General features: G+C 64.1%; 18 protein-coding genes. 13 read left to right on the forward strand and 5 right to left on the reverse strand.

Annotated elements, in window-relative coordinates; genetic code table 11:
* Nucleotides 1-148: 148 nt before the first annotated feature.
* Nucleotides 149-1108: a LysR family transcriptional regulator gene (locus NAO55_RS02360; protein WP_063541226.1), complete on the forward strand. Its 960-nt coding sequence runs from the start codon at nt 149-151 to the stop codon at nt 1106-1108.
* Here the strand turns inward: NAO55_RS02360 and NAO55_RS02365 are convergent.
* Nucleotides 1053-1265: a PA3496 family putative envelope integrity protein gene (locus NAO55_RS02365; protein ID WP_003296781.1), complete on the reverse strand. Its 213-nt coding sequence runs from the start codon at nt 1263-1265 to the stop codon at nt 1053-1055. The two genes, NAO55_RS02360 and NAO55_RS02365, sit on opposite strands and share 56 nt — an antisense overlap.
* Nucleotides 1266-1356: 91 nt before the next feature.
* On the reverse strand, nt 1357-2223 hold the full coding sequence (gene hexR / locus NAO55_RS02370) for a transcriptional regulator HexR (protein WP_014595478.1): 867 nt from the start codon (nt 2221-2223) through the stop codon (nt 1357-1359).
* A 141-nt stretch (nt 2224-2364) separates the two neighbouring features.
* Here hexR and zwf point away from each other — a divergent pair, with 141 nt between their 5' ends.
* From zwf to trhP, 8 genes are all read left to right on the forward strand, one after another.
* Nucleotides 2365-3807, forward strand: a complete 1443-nt coding sequence (gene zwf, locus NAO55_RS02375) for a glucose-6-phosphate dehydrogenase (protein WP_102839312.1) — start codon at nt 2365-2367, stop codon at nt 3805-3807.
* A 627-nt stretch (nt 3808-4434) separates the two neighbouring features.
* On the forward strand, nt 4435-4950 hold the full coding sequence (ectA, locus tag NAO55_RS02380) for a diaminobutyrate acetyltransferase (RefSeq protein WP_102839311.1): 516 nt from the start codon (nt 4435-4437) through the stop codon (nt 4948-4950).
* A complete protein-coding gene (ectB, locus tag NAO55_RS02385) occupies nt 4947-6224 on the forward strand; it encodes a diaminobutyrate--2-oxoglutarate transaminase (RefSeq protein WP_102839310.1) in 1278 nt (425 codons plus the stop codon). The genes ectA and ectB overlap by 4 nt, the downstream gene beginning before the upstream one ends.
* Nucleotides 6225-6237: 13 nt before the next feature.
* The gene (locus NAO55_RS02390) at nt 6238-6639 is read left to right on the forward strand and encodes an ectoine synthase (protein ID WP_063541230.1); all 402 of its coding nucleotides are present in this window, start codon (nt 6238-6240) and stop codon (nt 6637-6639) included.
* A 68-nt stretch (nt 6640-6707) separates the two neighbouring features.
* Nucleotides 6708-7616, forward strand: a complete 909-nt coding sequence (thpD, locus tag NAO55_RS02395) for an ectoine hydroxylase (protein ID WP_102839309.1) — start codon at nt 6708-6710, stop codon at nt 7614-7616.
* A gap of 154 nt (nt 7617-7770) precedes the next feature.
* Nucleotides 7771-9201, forward strand: a complete 1431-nt coding sequence (locus NAO55_RS02400) for an aspartate kinase (RefSeq protein WP_102839308.1) — start codon at nt 7771-7773, stop codon at nt 9199-9201.
* A gap of 166 nt (nt 9202-9367) precedes the next feature.
* On the forward strand, nt 9368-9586 hold the full coding sequence (locus NAO55_RS02405) for an HP1242/YdcH family protein (RefSeq protein WP_095461209.1): 219 nt from the start codon (nt 9368-9370) through the stop codon (nt 9584-9586).
* A gap of 120 nt (nt 9587-9706) precedes the next feature.
* On the forward strand, nt 9707-11077 hold the full coding sequence (gene trhP / locus NAO55_RS02410; RefSeq protein ID WP_053527139.1) for a prephenate-dependent tRNA uridine(34) hydroxylase TrhP: 1371 nt from the start codon (nt 9707-9709) through the stop codon (nt 11075-11077).
* Between the two features lie 34 nt (nt 11078-11111).
* Here trhP and NAO55_RS02415 read toward each other — a convergent pair whose 3' ends face one another.
* Nucleotides 11112-13964: a putative bifunctional diguanylate cyclase/phosphodiesterase gene (locus NAO55_RS02415; protein ID WP_102839307.1), complete on the reverse strand. Its 2853-nt coding sequence runs from the start codon at nt 13962-13964 to the stop codon at nt 11112-11114.
* A gap of 249 nt (nt 13965-14213) precedes the next feature.
* Between NAO55_RS02415 and uvrD the strand changes: the two genes are divergently transcribed.
* The 3 genes from uvrD to NAO55_RS02430 all read left to right on the forward strand — a co-directional run bounded on the left by uvrD (nt 14214) and on the right by NAO55_RS02430 (nt 18608).
* Complete coding sequence (uvrD, locus tag NAO55_RS02420) at nt 14214-16403, forward strand: DNA helicase II (protein WP_102839306.1); 2190 nt, start codon at nt 14214-14216, stop codon at nt 16401-16403.
* Nucleotides 16404-16476: 73 nt separating this feature from the next.
* A complete protein-coding gene (locus tag NAO55_RS02425; protein WP_102839305.1) occupies nt 16477-17580 on the forward strand; it encodes a TRAP transporter substrate-binding protein in 1104 nt (367 codons plus the stop codon).
* Nucleotides 17581-17765: 185 nt separating this feature from the next.
* Nucleotides 17766-18608: a Tim44 domain-containing protein gene (locus NAO55_RS02430; RefSeq protein ID WP_102839304.1), complete on the forward strand. Its 843-nt coding sequence runs from the start codon at nt 17766-17768 to the stop codon at nt 18606-18608.
* A gap of 131 nt (nt 18609-18739) precedes the next feature.
* On the opposite strand, the gene NAO55_RS02435 is transcribed toward NAO55_RS02430, so the two are convergent.
* Both NAO55_RS02435 and NAO55_RS02440 read right to left on the reverse strand, forming a co-directional pair.
* Nucleotides 18740-19690 (reverse strand): alpha/beta fold hydrolase, encoded by a 951-nt coding sequence (locus tag NAO55_RS02435; RefSeq protein ID WP_102839303.1) that lies wholly within the window; start codon nt 19688-19690, stop codon nt 18740-18742.
* Nucleotides 19691-19728: 38 nt separating this feature from the next.
* Nucleotides 19729-20157 carry an organic hydroperoxide resistance protein gene (locus NAO55_RS02440; protein ID WP_011911415.1) on the reverse strand — a complete coding sequence of 143 codons (429 nt, stop codon included), beginning with the start codon at nt 20155-20157 and terminating at the stop codon, nt 19729-19731.
* 119 nt (nt 20158-20276) lie between these two features.
* On the opposite strand from NAO55_RS02440, the gene NAO55_RS02445 reads away from it, so the two are divergent.
* Nucleotides 20277-21113: an AraC family transcriptional regulator gene (locus tag NAO55_RS02445; protein ID WP_011911414.1), complete on the forward strand. Its 837-nt coding sequence runs from the start codon at nt 20277-20279 to the stop codon at nt 21111-21113.
* Nucleotides 21114-21251 lie beyond the last annotated feature (138 nt).

The raw sequence follows: 21251 nt of genomic DNA on the forward strand, positions 1-21251 counted from the left end.
GGGCGATTACTGAAAATGAATAATTGTTTTCCTGAGGATAAGTATTTACTTATATACACCTGCTGTGCGCCTGCTTTCTGACCGAACAGGCAGGAAATTCGCGCACTGACTCGCCGACCATAAAGATGATCGAAACAACGAGAAAACGATGCGAAAATCATTGATGCGCATGACATTGCGCCAGCTTCAGGTGTTTCGCGCAGTCTGTGAGACGCTTTCCTACAGCCGTGCCGCTGAGGAAATGGCGCTGACCCAGCCAGCAGTGAGCCTGCAGATCCGCCAGCTGGAAGAATTGGTCGGCCAACCGCTGTTCGAGTACGTCGGTAAGAAGCTCTACCTGACCGACGCCGCCGAAGCGCTGCAGCGCGCCAGCACCGATATCTTCGGCCGGCTCGACAGCCTCGACATGCAGCTGTCCGACCTGCTGGGCTCGCTACAGGGGCAGCTGAACCTGGCCGTGGAATCCAGCGCCAAGTACATCACGCCGCACCTGTTCGCCGCCTTCAAGCGGCTGCATCCGGAGGTCAGCCTGCAGCTGGTGGTGGTCAATCACGCCCAGGCGGTGAAACGCCTGTCGGTCAGCCGTGACGACCTGCTGATCATGTCCCAGGTACCCACCGACATGGACCTGGAATTCATGCCGTTCCTCAACAACCCGATCATTGCCGTGGCCCCGCCTGAGCATCCGCTGTGCCATGCGGCCACGCTGTCGCTGCAGGATCTGACCAGCTATCCGCTACTAACGCGCGAACCCGGCTCCGGCACACGCAGGGCCGCAGAAGATTATCTGCGACAGAAACGCGCCCACTTCACCCAGACCATCCAGGTCGCCTCGCTGGATGCGTTGCGTGAATGCGTGGTGGCCGGCCTGGGACTGGCGCTGCTGCCGCGCCATGCGGTGCATCTGGAGCTGGCCTGCGGACTGCTGCGTGAGCTGCCAGTGCAGGAACTGCCGCTGCAACGCAGCTGGTGCGTGGTTCACCCGCGCGGTAAGCGCCTGAGCCCGGTGGCCCAGGCGTTCTTCGCCTTCCTCCGTGAAGAGCGTGCGCAGATCAGTGCGCTGGCGGAGCGCTTCGCCGGCTCGCCGATGACTCCAGCAGCGAGCTGAGCACCAGCGCATCGGCATAGTCGTTCAGTTCGGCATGCAGCTGACGCTGCTCGGTGTAGCTTTCGATGGCACGACGAAAGCGCATGCGGCGCTCGTCCTGCTGCTTGCGACGGGCCTTGCTGTCGAGTGGGGTGCTGACGTCGGTTTGCCGGAGCATGAGCGGTCTCCCAGAACAGGTAACGGGAGACCAGCATCGGCGCCGTGAGTGACAGGATGAAGTCAGCGTGATGACGCGGCGATGAAGACGCTCAGTCCTCGTGGGCCTTGACCGTCTTCGGCGACAGCCGAAGGCTGCGCAGGCTGCGTTTCACGCTCTTGAGATGGTTGACCAGACTCGGCCCACGGGCCATGGCCACACCCATGGCCAACACATCGATCACGACGAGGTGAGCGATACGCGAGGTCAGCGGAGTGTAGATCTCGGTGTCTTCCTGCACGTCGATCGCCAGGTTGATGGTGGCCAGCTCGGCCAGGGGTGTCTGGCTCGGGCACAGGGTGATCAGCGTCGCGCCGGATTCACGCACGACGTTGGCGGTGATCAGCAGGTCCTTGGAGCGACCGGACTGGGAAATGCAGATCGCCACGTCGGTCGGCTTGAGCGTCACCGCCGACATCGCCTGCATGTGCGGATCGGAATAGGCCGCGGCCGAAAGCAGCAGGCGGAAGAACTTGTGCTGGGCATCGGTGGCCACCGCACCAGAGGCGCCGAAACCGTAGAACTCGACCCGCTCGGCCTTGGCCATGGCGGTGATGGCGCGCTGCAAGGCATCCGGGTCGAGCCGCTCACGCACCTCCATCAGGGTGTGCAGCGTGGTGTCGAAGATCTTCAGCGCGAAGTCAGCCACCGAATCGTTCTCGCTGATGGCGAACTGGCCGAAGCTGGCGCCGGCGGCCAGGCTCTGCGCCAGCTTGAGCTTGAGGTCCTGGAAGCCGAGGCAGCCGATGGCCCGGCAGAAACGCACGATGGTCGGCTCGCTAACGCCGACGGTGTGCGCCAGATCGGCCATGGAACTGTGCATCACCGAGGCCGGATCGAGCAGGACATGGTCGGCCACCTTCAACTCCGACTTCCGTAGCAGACTTCTCGACTGGGCGATGTGTTGCAGCAGATTCACGTGGCGGGCTCGCTATGCTCACGACTGAGGGCTCGTTCGGGCGCGGCAGGCACCGCTCGGCCATCAGCGGGTTGTAGTGGGGCGGTAGTTATACTACAAGCCTCGCCATGACGCCCATTTTTTGCCCCTGGGAGAGATTCGATGTCGATTTCCTGTGACATGCTCGTGTTCGGCGGGACCGGTGACCTGACGCTGCACAAGCTGCTGCCGGCGCTGTATCACCTGCATCGCGACGGCCGCCTGCATGCCGGCGTGCGCATTCTCGCCCTGGCGCGCAAGAAGCTCGACCGCGACGGCTACCTGGCCCTCGCCGAGCGCCATTGCCGCGCCCAGGTCGCGCGCAGCGACTTCAACCCCGAGACCTGGCAAGCCTTCGCCCAGCGCCTCGACTATTTCGCCATGGACGCCTCCCAGCGCAGCGAATACGCGCGTCTGGCCCAGTATCTCGGCCGGGCCGATGGCCGCGTGCGGGTCTACTACCTGGCCACCGCGCCGGACCTGTTCGAGCCCATCGCCGCCAACCTGGAAAGCGCCGGGCTGGCCGGTGACGATGCGCGCATCGTGCTGGAAAAACCCATCGGCCATTCACTGGATTCGGCACTGGAAATCAACGAGGCGATCGGCTCGGTATTCCCCGAAGCGCGCATCTACCGGATCGACCACTATCTGGGCAAGGAAACGGTGCAGAACCTCATGGCGCTGCGCTTCGCCAACGCCCTGTTCGAACCGATCTGGCGCGCCGGGCATATCGATCACGTGCAGATCACCGTGGCCGAAACCCTCGGCGTGGAAAACCGCGGCGGCTACTACGACAACGCCGGCGCCATGCGCGACATGCTGCAGAACCACCTCCTGCAGCTGCTCTGCCTGGTGGCGATGGAGGCGCCGGTGCGTTTCGACGCCAAGCACATCCGCGGCGAGAAGGTGAAGGTGCTCGAGGCGCTCAAGCCGATCACCGGCAACGACGTGCTGGACAAGACCGTGCGTGGGCAATACGGCGCCGGCCGCATCGGTGGCCACGACGTGCCGGCCTACTACTTCGAGCCGAACATCGACAATGACAGCGACACCGAAACCTTCGTCGCGGTGAAGGCCGAAATCGACAACTGGCGCTGGGCCGGCGTGCCCTTCTACCTGCGCACCGGCAAGCGCATGGCGCGCAAGCGCTCGGAGATCATCATCACCTTCAAACAGGTGCCGCACCTGCTGTTCGCCAAGGGCGAGGTCAACCGCCTGATCATCAGCTTGCAGCCGGAGGAGAGCATCAGCCTGCAGCTGATGGCCAAGGCACCCGGCAAGGGCATGCAGCTCGAGCCGGTGGAACTGGACCTCAACCTGGCCCATGCCTTCAGCAGCACCCGCCGCTGGGAGGCCTACGAGCGTCTGCTGCTGGATGTCATCGAAGGCGATTCGACGCTGTTCATGCGCCGTGACGAGGTGGAAGCGGCCTGGAACTGGGTCGACCCGATCCTGCGCGGCTGGAGCAGCTACTACCGCAAACCACGGCCTTACGCCGCCGGCGAGGATGGCCCGGAGCAGGCGCACCAGTTCATCGAGCGCCAGGGCCATCGCTGGTGGCAATGAGGCACCCAGAAGAACTAATCCGAACTTCGCCGCAGCCGCCGAATAACGCGTGATAGAGCGGATCGGCGGAGTTTTCACAATCGACGAATATGGCCAGCTGAACTAGTGCAATCAACTAATCCAGATCAGGCCATGATTCGCCTACATATTCCGGTCATATCAGCGACATATAATCAGCGAGCCGCGCCTTATATCCAGGGCTTTCTCGGCTAATTCAACCAGCGCGCCCACAGGTCACACTCCGCGACCGTCGCAGATCAATCGGCCTTTCGCCGCCCGCGCCAAATCCGGACACCGCAAATCACAGCAAAAGCCAGCAACTGCAAGGCCTGCAGCCGACTGCATGAGGATTCAGGCGAACTTCTGCGGCAGGCCTACGTCCAACTTCCCGAGCCACTCCGCAAACTTCCACGCAGTTCGCCTATCGCTCGACAGTTGTCGAGACCGAAACAGACAGAAACATCCGCGGCGTCAGCGCAGGAACAACGCGGGCTCTGGCGATATATAGGCGTCGCCGCACTTCGCATATCGGGAAACATGGGTTGAGAAACTTTCCAAGATATGCCTACCCTAAAAAGGAATTCAATCAACAACCCCAAAGGCATTGTTTTGAGTTTCCCCACCGTAATGCTCCGTCGCCCAACCGACGGCGACGGTTACAACCTGCATCAGCTGGTGACGCGCTGCCAGCCCCTCGATACCAATTCGGTCTACTGCAACCTGCTGCAGTGTTCCGACTTCGCTGACACCGCCATCGCCGCAGAGAACGCCCAGGGCGAGCTGGTCGGTTTCATTTCGGGTTATCGCCCCCCTTCGCGGCCGGACACATTGTTCGTCTGGCAGGTCGCCGTCGACAGTTCGATGCGCGGCCAGGGGCTGGCCCTGCGCATGCTGCTGGCGCTGACCGAACGGGTCGCCCGTGAGCACGGCGTGCGCTACATGGAAACCACCATCTCCCCGGACAATGCAGCGTCCCAGGCGCTGTTCAAGCGGGCCTTCGACAAGCTGGGTGCCGACTGCACCACGCGCACGCTGTTCTCGCGCGCCGAGCATTTCGCCGGACAGCACGAGGACGAGGTGCTCTACCGCGCTGGCCCGTTCACCGTTTCCCATCTAGAAGAAGAGCTCAAGGAGCACGCATGAAAACTTTCGAACTGAACGAATCCAAGGTTCGCAGCTACTGCCGTTCCTTCCCCGTGGTCTTCAATCAGGCCCAGGGCGCCGAACTGGTCACTCAGGACGGCAAGCGCTACATCGACTTCCTCGCCGGCGCCGGCACGCTCAACTACGGGCACAACCACCCGGTGCTCAAGCAGGCGTTGCTCGACTACATCGAGAGCGACGGCATCACCCACGGCCTGGACATGTACACCGCGGCCAAGGAGCGTTTTCTCGAAACCTTCAATCGCCTGATTCTCGAGCCGCGCGGCATGGGTGACTACCGCATGCAGTTCACCGGCCCGACCGGCACCAACGCGGTCGAGGCGGCGATGAAGCTGGCGCGCAAGGTCACCGGGCGTAGCAACATCATCAGCTTCACCAACGGCTTCCACGGCTGCAGCATCGGCGCGCTGGCCGCCACCGGCAACCAGCATCACCGCGGCGGCTCCGGCATCGGCCTGACCGACGTCAGCCGCATGCCGTATGCCAACTACTTTGGCGACAAGACCAACACCATCGGCATGATGGACAAGCTGCTCTCCGACCCGTCCAGCGGTATCGACAAGCCGGCCGCGGTGATCGTCGAAGTGGTCCAGGGCGAAGGCGGTCTGAACACCGCATCGGCCGAGTGGATGCGTAAGCTCGAGAAGCTCTGCCGCAAGCACGAGATGCTGCTGATCGTCGACGACATCCAGGCCGGCTGCGGCCGCACCGGCACCTTCTTCAGCTTCGAGGAGATGGGCATCCAGCCGGATATCGTCACGCTGTCCAAGTCGCTGTCCGGCTACGGCCTGCCGTTCGCCATGGTGCTGCTGCGCCAGGAGCTGGACCAGTGGAAGCCGGGCGAACACAACGGCACTTTCCGCGGCAACAACCACGCTTTCGTCACCGCCGCCGCGGCCGTCGAGCACTTCTGGCAGAACGACGAGTTCGCCAATAGCGTGAAGGCCAAGGGCAAGCGCATCGCCGACGGCATGCAGCGCATCATCCGCCGTCACGGCCCGGATTCACTGTTCCTCAAGGGCCGCGGAATGATGCTCGGCATCAGCTGCCCGGATGGCGAAATCGCTTCGGCCGTCTGCCGTCACGCCTTCGACAATGGCCTGGTGGTCGAGACCAGCGGCGCCCACAGCGAAGTGGTCAAGTGTCTCTGCCCGCTGATCATCAGCGAAGAGCAGATCGACCGTGCGCTTTCCATTCTCGACAAGGCGTTTGCCGCCGTGATGGGTGAGCAGACCGCCAACCAGGCTTCCTGAGGAGGACCCGCAGATGATCGTGAGAAAACTCGCCGACTGCGAGCAGACTGACCGCAAGGTCCACAGCAAGACCGGTACCTGGGACAGCACACGCATGCTGCTCAAGGACGACAACATGGGCTTCTCGTTCCATATCACCACCATCTACGCCGGCACCGAGACGCACATCCACTACCAGAACCACCTGGAGTCGGTGTACTGCATGAGCGGCAACGGTGAGGTCGAGACCATCGCCGACGGCAAGATCTACAAGATCGAGCCCGGCACGCTGTACATCCTCGACAAGCACGACGAGCACCTGCTGCGTGGCGGCAGCGAGGACATGAAGATGGCCTGCGTCTTCAACCCGCCGCTCAACGGCAAGGAAGTGCATGACGAGAGTGGCGTCTACCCGCTGGAGGCCGAAACCGTCTGATACCGGTTTACCGGGGCGGCCACCGCGCCGCCCCACCATCACCAGAAGAGGAGGTAAGCGTGAACCCTATGCAAGCCGACCTGTATCCCTCGCGCCAGGAAGACCAGCCCAGCTGGCAAGAACGCCTGGATCCGGTCGTCTACCGCAGCGACCTGGAGAATGCGCCGATAGCGGCGGAGCTGATCGAACGTTTCGAACGCGACGGCTACCTGGTCATCCCCAATCTGTTCAGCGCCGATGAAGTCGCGGTATTCCGTGCCGAACTCGAGCGCATGCGCCAGGACCCGGCCGTCGCCGGCTCCGGCAAGACCATCAAGGAACCCGACAGCGGCGCCGTCCGCTCGGTGTTCGACATCCACAGCGACAACGAACTGTTCGCCCGCGTAGCCTCCGATGAGCGCACCGCCGGCATCGCCCGCTTCATCCTCGGCGGTGATCTGTACGTGCACCAGTCGCGGATGAACTTCAAGCCCGGCTTCACCGGCAAGGAGTTCTACTGGCACTCGGACTTCGAGACTTGGCACGTAGAGGACGGCATGCCGCGCATGCGTTGCCTGTCCTGCTCGATCCTCTTGACCGACAACGAGCCGCACAACGGCCCGCTGATGCTCATGCCCGGCTCGCACAAGCACTACGTGCGCTGCGTCGGCGCCACACCGGAGAACCACTACGAGAAATCCCTGCGCAAGCAGGAGTTCGGCGTGCCCGATCAGAACAGCCTGAGCGAGCTGGCTAGCCGCTTCGGCATCGACTGCGCCACCGGCCCGGCCGGCAGTGTGGTGTTCTTCGACTGCAACACCATGCATGGCTCCAACGGCAACATCACACCCAGCGCGCGGAGCAATCTGTTCTACGTCTACAACCACGTGGATAATGCCGTGCAGCCGCCGTTCTGCGAGCAGAAACCCCGCCCGGCCTTCGTCGCCGAGCGTGAGAACTTCAAGCCGCTGGACATTCAGCCGCAACAGTATCTCTGAGGCGATCGGGCGCGTCTGATGACGGGCCCGATCCCCCGGCTCGGCCGATCGCTTATTCGCCCAGGGATGAACTCACTTCCAGCTCGTTGATCGACAGGTGCGCCAGCCGCGCCGGGCCCGTCAACGGCCTGCCAGATTCGGACGCAATAAAAAGATGCATACCGTAGAAAAGATCGGCGGCACGTCGATGAGCCGCTTCGAGGAAGTCCTCGACAATATCTTCATCGGCCGCCGGGAAGGCGCAGCGCTGTACCAGCGCATCTTCGTCGTCTCGGCCTACAGCGGCATGACCAACCTGCTGCTGGAACACAAGAAAACCGGCGAACCCGGCGTCTATCAGCGCTTCGCCGACGCCCAGAGCGAAGGCGCCTGGCGCGAGGCGCTGGAGCACGTGCGCCAGCGCATGCTGGCCAAGAACGCCGAACTGTTCAGCTCCGAGTACGAGCTGCACGCCGCCAACCAGTTCATCAACTCGCGCATCGACGATGCCAGCGAGTGCATGCACAGCCTGCAGAAGCTCTGCGCCTACGGGCACTTCCAGCTCTCCGAACACCTGATGAAGGTGCGCGAGATGCTCGCCTCCCTCGGTGAAGCGCACAGCGCCTTCAACTCGGTGCTGGCGCTCAAGCAGCGCGGCGTCAACGCGCGCCTGGCCGACCTCACCGGCTGGCAGCAGGAAGCGCCCCTGCCGTTCGAGGAGATGATCGCCAGCCACTTCGCCGGCTTCGACCTGAGCCGCGAACTGGTGGTCGCCACCGGCTATACGCATTGCGCCGAAGGCCTGATGAACACCTACGACCGCGGCTACAGCGAGATCACCTTCGCCCAGATCGCCGCCGCTACTGGCGCGCATGAAGCGATCATCCACAAAGAATTCCACCTCTCCTCTGCCGACCCGAACCTGGTCGGTGCCGACAAGGTGGTGACCATCGGCCGCACCAACTACGACGTCGCCGACCAGCTGTCGAACCTCGGCATGGAGGCGATCCATCCGCGCGCGGCCAAGACCTTGCGTCGCGCCGGCGTCGAGCTGCGCATCAAGAACGCCTTCGAGCCCGAGCACGGCGGTACGCTGATCAGCCAGGACTACAAGTCCGAGAAGCCCTGCGTGGAGATCATCGCCGGGCGCAAGGACGTCTTCGGCATCGAGGTGTTCGATCAGGACATGCTCGGCGACATCAGCCATGACATGGAAATCAGCAAGTTGCTCAAGCAGCTCAAGCTCTATGTGGTGAACAAGGATTCCGACGCCAACAGCATCACCTACTACACCTCCGGCTCGCGCAAGCTGATCACCCGCGCCGCTCGCCTGATCGAGGAAAAGTATCCGGCCGCCGAGGTCACCGTACATAACCTGGCGATCGTCTCGGCGATCGGTTCGGACCTCAAGGTCAAGGGCATCCTGGCCAAGACCGTGGCCGCGCTGGCCGAGGCAGGTATCAGCATCCAGGCGATCCACCAGTCGATCCGCCAGGTGGAGATGCAGTGCGTGGTCAACGAGGAAGACTACGACGCCGCCATCGCCGCGCTGCACCGCGCGCTGATCGAGCCGGAGAATCACGGCGACGTGATTGCCGCGGCCTGATCCAAGTGCAGGACCGAAACGCCGGGCTCGTCCCGGCGTTTTGCTGTCTGGACGCATGACACCGATCAATACCGCCGGCACCGCGCAGGATGACTATGGAGACAAGAGGCCGGTCACGGCTTACGCCTGACCGGCTCGCCCGCTCATCCACAACGCAGGAGTTGCCATGTTTCCCGAGTACCGCGACCTGATCACTCGTCTCAAGGCGGAAAACAAGACCTTTGCCCGTCTGTTCGACGAGCACAACGACCTCGACCAGCACGTAAAGAACATCGAAGCGCACATCGTGCCGGGTACCGACAGCGAGGTGGAGAATCTGAAGAAGCAGAAGCTGCAGCTCAAGGACCGTCTCTACGAGATGCTCAAGGAAGCATCCGCGGCCTGACGGCCCGGCGCCCTGCCCCGCGGGGCGCCGTCACGCTCTGCAACCATCGAAGACGACGCGCAATCGCCGGGCAAGCGCAGTAAAATGCCGCGCTTTCGTTACCCCTGCGAGTTCCGCGCCATGAGCACCCCCAACCGCACCGAGCTGCTGTCGCCTGCCGGCACGCTGAAATCCATGCGCTACGCCTTCGCCTACGGCGCCGATGCGGTGTATGCCGGGCAGCCGCGCTACAGCCTGCGCGTGCGCAACAACGAGTTCGACCACGCCAACCTCAAGCTCGGCATCGACGAGGCGCACGCGCTGGGCAAGCAGTTCTATGTGGTGGTCAACATCGCCCCGCACAACGCCAAGCTGAAGACCTTCATCAAGGATCTGGAGCCAGTGGTGGCGATGGGACCGGATGCGCTGATCATGTCCGATCCCGGTCTGATCATGCTGGTGCGCCAGCACTTCCCGCAGCAGACCATCCACCTTTCGGTGCAGGCCAACGCGGTGAACTGGGCGACGGTGAAGTTCTGGGAAAGCCAGGGCGTCAGCCGCGTGATCCTGTCCCGTGAGCTATCGCTGGAGGAGATCGGCGAGATCCGCGAACAGGTGCCGGGCATGGAGCTGGAAGTGTTCGTCCACGGCGCGCTGTGCATGGCCTATTCCGGCCGCTGCCTGCTGTCCGGCTACATCAACAAGCGCGACCCCAATCAGGGCACCTGCACCAACGCCTGCCGCTGGGAATACAAGACCCACGAGGCGAAGGAGGATGAGCTGGGCAACTCGGTTCATCTCTACGAGCCCATCGCCGTACAGCAGGTCGCGGCGCAGGACGACCCGACCCTGGGCGTCGGGGCCCCCACCGACAAGGTATTCCTGCTCGAGGACGTCTCGCGTCCTGGCGAGTTCATGGAGGCCACCGAGGACGAGCACGGCACCTACATCATGAACTCCAAGGACCTGCGCGCCGTGCAGCATGTCGAGCGCCTGGTGCAGATGGGTGTGCACTCGCTGAAGATCGAAGGCCGTACCAAGAGCCACTACTACGTGGCACGCACCGCGCAGGTCTACCGCAAGGCCATCGACGATGCCCTCGCCGGCCGACCGTTCGACAGGTCTCTGATGGACACCCTCGAATCGCTGGCGCACCGCGGCTACACCGAAGGTTTCCTGCGCCGTCACGTGCATGACGAATACCAGAACTACGAACGCGGCTTCTCGCTCTCCGAGCGCCAGCAGTTCGTCGGCGAACTGACCGGCGAGCGGCGCAACGGGCTGGCCGAGGTGAAGGTGAAGAACCGTTTCGCGGTGGGCGACCGGTTGGAGCTGATGACGCCGCAGGGCAATCTCAACCTGCGTCTTGAGCGGCTGGAGGACAAGCGCGGCGAAGCCATCGAGGTAGCGCCGGGCGACGGCCATACGGTGTACCTGCCGGTACCGGAAGACGTCGATCTGCGCTACGCCCTGCTGATGCGCGAACTGGACGGCAGCACCACGCGCGGTTGAGCGCGGAGCTGGCGTCGCATTACGACGTCGCAGCTTAACGCAGCAGCTCGGCGAACTGCTCGGCCGGCACCGGCGGACTGAGCAGGTAACCCTGGATTTCGTCGCACTGGTTGGCCTTGAGGAAATCCATCTGCGCCTGGGTTTCCACCCCTTCGGCCACCACCTTGCGCTCCAGGCTGTGGACCATGGCGATGATCGCCCGGGTAATCGCCGCATCCTGACTGGAATGCTCCAGCTCACTGATAAACGAGCGGTCGATCTTCACGTAATCCACCGGGAAGCGCTTGAGGTAGCTCAGCGACGAGAAGCCGGTGCCAAAATCGTCGATCGCCAGTCGCACGCCCAGCGCGCGCAGCTGCTCGCTGATGCTGATGGCGTTGTCGATGTCGTCCAGCAACTGGCTTTCGGTCAGTTCCAGCTCCAGCATGGTCGCCGGCAGGCCGGTTTCCTCCAGCACCTGGCGCACCAGGCTGACGAAGTTGCCCTGGCGCAACTGCTTGACCGAGAGGTTCACCGAGACGCGGATCTCGGCCAGCCCCTGCTGCTGCCACTGGCGCGCCTGGCGACAGGCCTCGCGCAAGACGAACTCGCCGAGCGGAATGATCAAACCGGTCTCTTCCGCCAGCGGGATGAAGTGCGCCGGGGCGACCAGTCCGCGCTCGGGGTGACGCCAGCGCACCAGCGCTTCGGCAGCATCCAGGGCATCGTTGGCCAGCGTCAGACGAGGCTGATAGAACACTTCCAGCTGGCCGGAATCCAGCGCCTTGCGCAGCTGATTCTCCAGCTGCAGGTACTGCATGCTCGACGCCTGCGGACGGTCGGTGAAGAACTGCAGCGTGTTGCCGCCCAGGTGCTTGGCCTGCTGCATGGCCATGTTCGCCTGGCGCAGCAGCACTTCCGCATCACGGCTGTTATCCGGCATCAGGCTGACGCCGATCGAGGCGCTGATGACCAGCTCCTGCTCGTCGATGATCACTGGCTTGCGGATGCGCTGCAGCAACCGGCTGCCCAGATGCGCGAGGCTGCTGAGACTGCCGTAGGCGTCGATCAGCACGACGAACTCGTCGCCGGACAGCCGTGCAATGGTGTCGGCCTCGCCCAGGGTCTGGGTGATCCGTCGCGACATCTCGCGCAGCAGCGCGTCGGCGGCCTCATGGCCCAGGCTTTCGTTGAGCAGCTTGAAGCGGTCCAGATCGATGTAGAGCACCGCCATGTTGCGGCCATTGCGGCGTACCCGTTGGCAGGCCTCGTGCAGACGCTCCTTGAGCAGGCCGCGGTTGGCCAGCCCGGTGAGGTCGTCGTAATGAGTCAGGTAGCGCAGGCGCTCCTCGATCTTGCGCCGCACGCTGAGGTCGGAGATGAAGGCAACCACATGGGTGACGCTGTCGTTGGCATCGCGCACCTCGCGCAATTGCACCCACTGCGGGTAGACCTCACCGCTCTTGCGGGTCTCGATCAGCTCGCCCTGCCAGTGACCGTGCAGTTCCAGCGCTTCGCGCATGGTCTGGTACTGGCGCTGGCTCTCCTGCGAGCCGGCGATTCGCGCCACGCTGTGACCGATCAGCTCCTCGCGGCTGTAGCCGGATAGCGCGCAGCAGGCATCATTCACCGCCAACACGCGGTAGCGGGCGTTCATGATCACCATGCCTTCGCTGGCGGCTTCGAACACCGTGGCCGCCAGGCGCTGCTGCTCGGCCTGGCTGCGCAGCTCGCTGATGTCACGGCGGGTACCGATCATGCGCAACGCTCGCCCATCGGCATCGCGCTGGATCACCCGACCGCGGTCTTCGAGCCAGAGTTCGCTGCCATCGGCGCGCAGCGCCCGATACTCCACGGTAAAGAATTCGGTTTCACCCTTCAGATGCGCGATCAATGTCGCACGGACGGCTTCCAGATCGTCGGGATGGATGTCCGGCAGCGGCGAGCCATGCTCATCGCGACGATCGGGCAGGCCGACACCGAAGACCACTTCCAGCCGGGAGTGGTGGACCCGGTTGTTCGCCAGGTCCCAATCCCACAGACCGAGGCCGCTGGCATCGAGCGCAAGATTGAGCCGTGCTTCGCTTTCACCGAGTTCTTCCGCGGCCCGGGCAAGCTCCACCGTACGTTCGGCCACACGCAGCTCGAGGCCATCGTAAGCGCTGCGCAGCTGCTGCTCGGCATGGCAACGCTGTTCGATCTCCGACCCTAGCCGGCGATTGAGCAGCTCGGCCTCGCGACCGGCCCTCTCCAGCCGTTCGATCAGGCGCTGCCGGTGCAGGCGTTGTTCGATACTGTCAGTGATCAATCGACTGATCTGCCAGGCGGTCAGGCTCAAGGTCGCCAGCACGATCATCGCCAGCAGCCCCCAACCTTGCTGCAACGGATGGCCGCTGGTCATCAACAGCAAACCTGTCGGCAGCAGGCTGGGCACGGCGAAACAGAAGAAAGCAGGAAGGCAGACGCCATAAGCGACGCTGGCGGCGACGACGACCGAACCGATCAAACCGTACAGCAGCGCCTGCGTGGCGAAAGCATCGGCGGGTATCAGCGCGACCATTGCATAGCTCAGGCTGACCGCACATATGCTGCTGCCGAGAAAGAACCGCCAGCGCCAGTGCGCATCGGCCTGCCCCTCGGGGCTCGCCTTGCCGAACGCCATGACCTGCTGCAGCCACAGCAGGCCCAGCGCGAGCATCCAGCCGATCCAGCCGCCGAGTTCGATGCCGCCGTTGTCCTCCCACAGCACCACGCCGCAGATCAGCGTCGAGAGCAATAGCAACAGCGCCGGGACGCGCGACCCCAGATAGAGCAAACGCGTGCGTTCGGCAATGTGGTCGGAGGGCGCCATCCCGTCTGCAACAGCGGTCGCAGCCCCCGGGAAGGCGGTTCGAATGGAATCGGTCATGTCTGTTGTTCTAGTAATAACTGCACCCGAATCAGGCTCTCTCGGAACCAAAACACGGCCGATAATGGCACGTTGCTAGTCTCGCGTCATACATGCTGCATCGGAAATTGGTCTGTGGGCCGTGCTCACCGACCAACGGAGTTCCGGCATAAGCCATAAGGCGAAGCATGCTCCCGCCGCGATGCATGGTGCTCGGTCAAACGGACCGCAGGGCGAGCGCAGCGCGGGCATTTCCAATAGAATGCCGCGATGCATGACGATCTCTCCCTTCTCCTGAATTCCCTCAACGATGCCCAGCGCCAGGCCGTGGCCGCGCCGCTGGGCCGGCAACTGGTGCTGGCCGGCGCCGGCTCGGGCAAGACCCGTGTACTGGTGCACCGCATCGCCTGGCTGCACCAGGTCGAGCGCGCATCATTGCACTCGATCCTGTCGGTGACCTTTACCAACAAGGCGGCCGCGGAAATGCGCCAGCGTATCGAGCAGCTGCTGCACGTCAACCCGCAGGGCATGTGGGTCGGCACCTTCCACGGCCTGGCCCATCGCCTGCTGCGTGCGCACTGGCGCGAGGCGAAGCTGGCGGAGAATTTCCAGATTCTCGATTCCGACGACCAGCAGCGCCTGGTCAAGCGGGTGATCCGCGAGCTCGGCCTCGACGAGCAGCGCTGGCCGGCGCGCCAGGCACAGTGGTGGATCAATGCGCAGAAGGACGAAGGGCTGCGCCCACGCAACATCCAGGCCGGCGGTGATCTGTTCCTCGCCACCCAGCTGAAGATCTACGAGGCCTATGAAGAGGCCTGCGCCCGCGCCGGCGTCATCGACTTCTCCGAGCTGCTGCTACGTGCGCTGGATCTGTGGCGCGACCACCCCGGCCTGCTCGAGCACTACCAGCGGCGCTTCCGCCATGTGCTGGTGGACGAGTTCCAGGACACCAACGCCGTCCAGTACGCCTGGCTGCGATTGCTGGCCAAGGGCGGCGAGAGCCTGATGGTGGTCGGCGACGACGACCAGTCGATCTACGGCTGGCGCGGCGCGCGCATCGAGAACCTGCACCAGTTCAGCGCCGACTTCCCGGATGCCGAAACCATCCGCTTGGAACAGAACTACCGCTCCACCGCCTGCATCCTCAAGGCCGCCAACGCGCTGATCGCCAACAACCAGGGTCGCCTCGGCAAGGAACTCTGGACCTCCGGCTGCGAGGGCGAGCCGATCAGCCTGTACGCCGCGTTCAACGAGCACGACGAAGCGCGTTACGTGGTCGAGAGCATCGAGAAGGCCATCCGCGACGGCATGAGCCGCAGCGAGATCGCCATCCTCTACCGCTCCAACGCCCAGTCGCGGGTGCTGGAAGAGGCGCTGCTGCGCGAGAAGATCCCCTACCGCATCTACGGCGGCCAGCGCTTCTTCGAGCGTGCCGAGATCAAGAACGCCATGGCCTACCTGCGCCTGATCCAGACCCGCGACAACGACGCGGCGCTGGAACGGGTGATCAACGTGCCGGCCCGCGGCATCGGCGAGAAGACCGTCGAATGCCTGCGCCAGCTGGCCCGTGAACAGGGCCTGTCGATGTGGGCTGCGCTGCACCAGGCGGTCGGCACCAAGGCGGTGTCCGGGCGCGCCGCCAGCGCGCTGAACGGCTTCGTCGAGCTGGTCGACACCCTGGCGCTGAAGGTCGAGAAACTGCCGCTGCACAGCATGGCGCAGCTGGTCATCGAGGAATCCGGGCTACTCGCCTACCACCGCGACGAAAAGGGCGAGAAGGCCCAGGCGCGGGTGGAAAACCTCGAGGAACTGGTCTCCGCCGCCCGCGCCTTCGACAACTACAGCGAAGAGGACGACGACATCCAGTCGCCGCTGGCCGCCTTCCTCGACCACGCCTCGCTGGAGGCCGGCGAGCAGCAGGCCGGCGATCACGAGGACAGCGTGCAGCTGATGACCCTGCACAGCGCCAAGGGTCTGGAGTTCCCGCTGGTGTTCCTGGTCGGCATGGAAGAAGGCCTGTTCCCGCACAAGATGAGCCTGGAGGAATCCGGCCGCCTGGAAGAGGAACGCCGCCTGGCCTACGTCGGCATCACCCGCGCCATGCAGCAGCTGGTGATCACCTACGCCGAAACACGCCGGCTGTACGGCAGCGAGACCTACAACAAGGTCTCGCGCTTCGTCCGCGAGATTCCGCCGGCGCTGGTGCAGGAAGTGCGGCTGAGCAACACGGTGACGCGCTCGTTCAGCGGCAAGAGCATGAGCGGCTCGTCGCTGTTCGACGGCGCCGGCGTGCCGGAAACACCGTTCAACCTCGGCCAGCGCGTACGCCATTCGCTGTTCGGCGAAGGCACCATCCTCAACTTCGAAGGCGCCGGCGCCCAGGCGCGGGTGCAGGTGAATTTCGAGGACGAGGGCAGCAAATGGCTGATGCTCAGCTACGCGAAACTTGAAGCCCTGTGAGGTTGACGCTAACGTCAATCCGCCATACCAACCAGCCACTCTTATAAGAAGAATCTTCCAAGGATACCGACCCATGAAACGCCGCCATCTGTTCGGTGCTGCCGCTGCCTTGCTTGCCACCCTCGGCCTTGCCGGTTGCAACGACGACAAGAAAGTCGAAACCACCGGCCAGCAGGCCGCCAGCGAACCCGCCAAAACCTACACCTGGAAGATGGTCACCGCCTGGCCGAAGAACTACCCGGGCCTGGGCACCGCCGCCGAACGCCTGGCCGAGCGCGTCAAGGTGATGAGTGACGGTCGCCTGACCATCAAGGTCTACGCCGCCGGCGAACTGGTGCCGGCGCTGGAAGTGTTCGATGCCGTTTCGCGCGGCACCGCCGAACTGGGCCACGGCGCTGCCTACTACTGGAAGGGCAAGGTGCCCACCGCGCAGTTCTTCACCTCCGTGCCGTTCGGCCTGTCGGCCATCGAGATGAACGCCTGGCTGAGCAAGGGCGAAGGCCAGAAGTTCTGGGACGAGGCCTATGCCCCGTTCGGCGTGAAGCCGATGGTGGTCGGCAACACCGGCATGCAGATGGGCGGCTGGTACAACAAGGAGATCAATTCGCTGGACGACCTCAAGGGGCTGAAGATCCGCATGCCGGGCCTCGGCGGCGAAGTGCTGACACGTCTCGGCGCGACCACCGTCAACCTGCCTGGCGGCGAGGTGTTCACTGCGCTGCAGTCCGGCGCCATCGACGCCACCGACTGGGTCAGCCCGTACAACGACCTGGCCTTCGGTCTGCACAAGGCCGCGAAGTATTACTACTACCCCGGCTGGCAGGAGCCGCAGGCGGTGCTCGAACTGCTGGTCAATCAGAAGGCGTTCGATACCCTGCCCGAGGATCTGCAGGCGATCCTCACCGAAGCGACCCGCGCGGCCAGCCGCGACATGATGGATGACTACGTCTACAACAACGCCCTGGCGCTGGATCAGCTCAAGCAGCAGGGCGTCGAGCTCAAGCGCTTCCCCGACGAAGTGCTCGGCGCCATGCAGGAGCAGTCGGAGCTGGTGCTCGGCGAGCTGGCTGCGCAGAGCGAGCTGAACGGGCGCATCTGGGCGTCGATGAAAGCCTTCCAGGCGCAGGTCAAGCCGATGCACGAGATCTCCGAGAAGGAACTGTACAACTGGCGTTGACCTGCCGTGCGCGCGGAGCCGCCGGGCTCCGCGCGCCGATCAGGGCCAGCCGACTCTTGGTCGGCCTGGCCGAACGCGACCAACGGTCGCAAGCAAAAGCTCGTAACATACTGCCCCTCGCCAACCCTTGCCCGGCTCGGCAGGATGGCGCGCGTACCTCCACTTAATTCAAGCGGGAACACTCAATGCAACGTGTGCTTAGCATTTTCATGGCGCTGTGTATCAGCCTGACCTTCGCGCTGGACGCCCACGCCAAGCGCTTCGGCGGCGGCAAGAGCTTCGGCTCGGCACCGAGCCACCAGACCCGCCAGGCGCCCCAGCAGACCCAGGCCGCACCGAATCAGGCTGGCCGTCAGACGCCCGCTGCCGCCAGCGGTGCCTCGCGCTGGCTCGGCCCGCTGGCCGGTCTGGCCGCCGGCGGCCTGCTCGCCTCGATGTTCATGGGCGATGGCTTCGAGGGCATCCAGTTCATGGATATCCTGATCTTCGGCCTGATCGCCTTCCTGCTGTTCCGCTTCCTCGCCGCCCGTCGTCGCCAGCAGCAACCGGCCATGGCCGGCCACGCGCCGATGCAGCGCGAGATGCCGCAGCAGCCCGCGACCTCCATCTTCGGTGGCAGCGCCGCCCCGGCCGCCGCCGCTCCGGTGATCAACGCCCCGGCCTGGTTCAACGAGCAGAGCTTCGTCGCCGCGGCCCGCGAGCACTTCCTCTCGCTGCAGCAGCACTGGGACGCCAACGAGATGGACAAGATCGCCGAGTTCGTCACCCCGCAGCTGCTGGGCTTCCTCAAGCAGGAGCGCGCCGAGATCGGTGATGCCTATCAGTCGACCTACATCGACGATCTGCAGATCCAGCTCGACGGCGTCGACGACAACGCCGAGAAGACCACCGCGACCCTGACCTTCAGCGGCGTGGCTAAGACTTCGCGCTTCGACCAGGGCGAGCCCTTCAGCGAAAGCTGGCGCATGGAGCGTGTGCAGGGCGAGAACCAGCCCTGGCTGGTCGTCGGTATCCGTCAGAACGCCTGATCGGCGTCGTGTAGAGAATCCGGTCTGCCTTAACGCAGTCTGCAAAACAAACCCCGCCATCTGGCGGGGTTTGTCGTTTCTGGGCGGCAAGCGGCGCGGTGCTCCGAGCCGCTCGACGAGGCTGCTGCACATCACTTCTTGAGGAACGCCAGCAGATCGTTGTTGAAGCGTTCCTTGTGGGTGTCGGTCAGGCCATGCGGGGCTCCGGGATAGACGATCAGCTGCGCACCCTCGATCAGCGCTGCGGATGCCTTGCCCGAGCTGTCCAGCGGCACGATCTGATCATCGTCACCGTGGATCACCAGCGTCGGCACATCGAACTTCTTCAGATCCTCGCGGAAATCGGTGGCCGAGAAGGCGGCGATGGAGTCGTAGGTGTTCTTGTGCCCGGCCTGCATGCCCTGGGCGCGCCAGTTGTCGATCAATCCCTGGGAAACCTTGGCGCCCGGCCGGTTGAAGCCGTAGAACGGGCCGGAAGCCAGGTCCAGATACAGCTGCGCGCGGTCTTCCAGCGAAGCCTTGCGGATGCCGTCGAACATTTCCAGCGGCAGACCACCCGGGTTATCCGCGGTCTTCAGCATCATCGGCGGCACAGCGCTGACCAGCACAGCCTTTTTCACCCGCCCGGTGCCGTGGCGACCGATGTAGCGCGCCACCTCGCCACCACCTGTGGAGAAGCCGACCAGGGTCACGTCCTGCAGGTCCAGTGCCTCGATCACCGCGGCCAGATCGTCGGCGTAGTGGTCCATGTCGTTGCCTTCCCAGGGCTGACTGGAACGGCCATGGCCGCGACGGTCATGAGCGACCACTCGATAGCCCTGCGAAGCGAGGAACATCATCTGCGATTCCCAGCTGTCGGAACTCAGCGGCCAGCCGTGGCTGAAGGTAACCACCGGGCCATCCTTCGGCCCCCAGTCCTTGTAGTAGAGCTGCACGCCATCGGCGGTGGTGATGGTGCTGGCGGTCTGCGCGGCGACTACGCTGCTGCCGGGCTTCACCGGTTGTGCGGCCTCGGCGGCGAAGGCGGGTTGCAGCGCGATGGCCAGCAGCGAGAGGGCGAAGGTGCGAGTGATCGAGTTCATGGTGTGGGTCTCCTGTTCGTAGATAAAGTGGTCTGGATTCAGTCAGCGAGGATCAGCGTGACGTCGATGTTTCCGCGGGTGGCGTTGGAGTAGGGGCAGACCACGTGGGCCTGCTCGACCAGCGCTTGCAGCACGTCGCGGGCGATGCCGGGGGCGCTGATGGTCAGCTCGGCCTCGATGCCGAAGCCGGTGGGAATCTGGCCGATGCCGACCTTGCCGGTGATGCGGGTATCGGCCGGCAGGGCGACCTTCTGCTTGCCGGCGACGAACTTCAGGGCACCGAGAAAGCAGGCCGAATATCCGGCGGCGAACAGCTGCTCGGGGTTGGTCCCGGCACCACCGGCGCCGCCCAGCTCACGCGGCGTGGACAGCTGCACGTCGAGCGCCTGGTCGGACGATGTGGCGCGACCTTCCCGGCCGCCGGTGGCGGTGGCAGTAGCGGTGTAGAGGATCTTCTCGATGGACATGGCGGTGACTCCTGTTTTCTGAAGTTGCCGGAGCGGTGTTGTCCGGTAAGCGCTATTCTGCTCACCAGAAAAAACTGTTGGTGACGTAAAGTCCGGGAAACTTGATCAGGAGTACTTACATGTCCGATCGCCTCGCTGCGTTGATGACGCACTTCCCGATGCACGCCCAGGTGTTCAATGCCGGGCCGCTGTGTGGCATCAACACGCTGCAGAGCGATGGCGTGCACGGGCAACTGCACCTAATACGCCGCGGCGAGGTGGAAGTCCGCTATGGGCGCGAGGTGCTGCAGGTCTCGCAACCGAGCCTGCTGCTGTTTCCGCGGCCGCTGACGCACCGCTTCATCACCGCGCCGGGCTGCGAGGTGGACATGGTCTGCGCAAACCTGGCGTTCGAGGGCGGCAGTGCCAACCCGATCGCCTCGGCGCTGGCCGATCTGGTCTGCCTGCCGCTGGATGGCGTCATGGGTGCCGAGCCGGTGCTCTCGCTGCTGTTCGAGGAGGCCTTCGAACAGCGCTGCGGGCGCATGGCGCTGATCGAGCGCCTGGTGGAGGTGGTGATGATCCAGATCCTGCGTCAGCTGATGGAAAGCGACGAGGTCAGCGGCGGACTGCTCTCAGGCCTCGCCCATCCGCGTTTGCGCAACGCGCTGGTGGCGATGCACGAAGCGCCAGCGCAGGACTGGACGCTCGAAGAGCTCGCCCGCGTCGCCGGGATGTCGCGCAGCGTGTTCGCCACCACCTTCCGCGAAACGCTCGGGCAGACGCCCGGCCAGTACCTGCAGGGCTGGCGCGTGCGTCTGGCACAGAAGGCGCTGCAGCGAGGGCGACCGCTGAAGGTGATCGCCACCGAGGTCGGCTACGGCAGCGAAGCGGCGCTGTCACGTGCATTCAAGGCGCAAGCCGGGCAGTCGCCACGGGAATGGAAGAACCAGCTCGCCAGGCCGGCCGGCGCCTGAGTGCCCAGCCGGTCCATCCTAGGCATCCTTGCGATTGCGGGCACAAGCGAAGCGCAGCATTAATCCTTCACTTCTTGAAAGCTTGGCTAAGCTGCTAAAGCAGACGCCGGCAAAGTATCGGCGTTCCAGCCTGATGAG

This window comes from Stutzerimonas frequens (assembly GCF_024448335.1).
GTDB lineage: Bacteria > Pseudomonadota > Gammaproteobacteria > Pseudomonadales > Pseudomonadaceae > Stutzerimonas > Stutzerimonas frequens.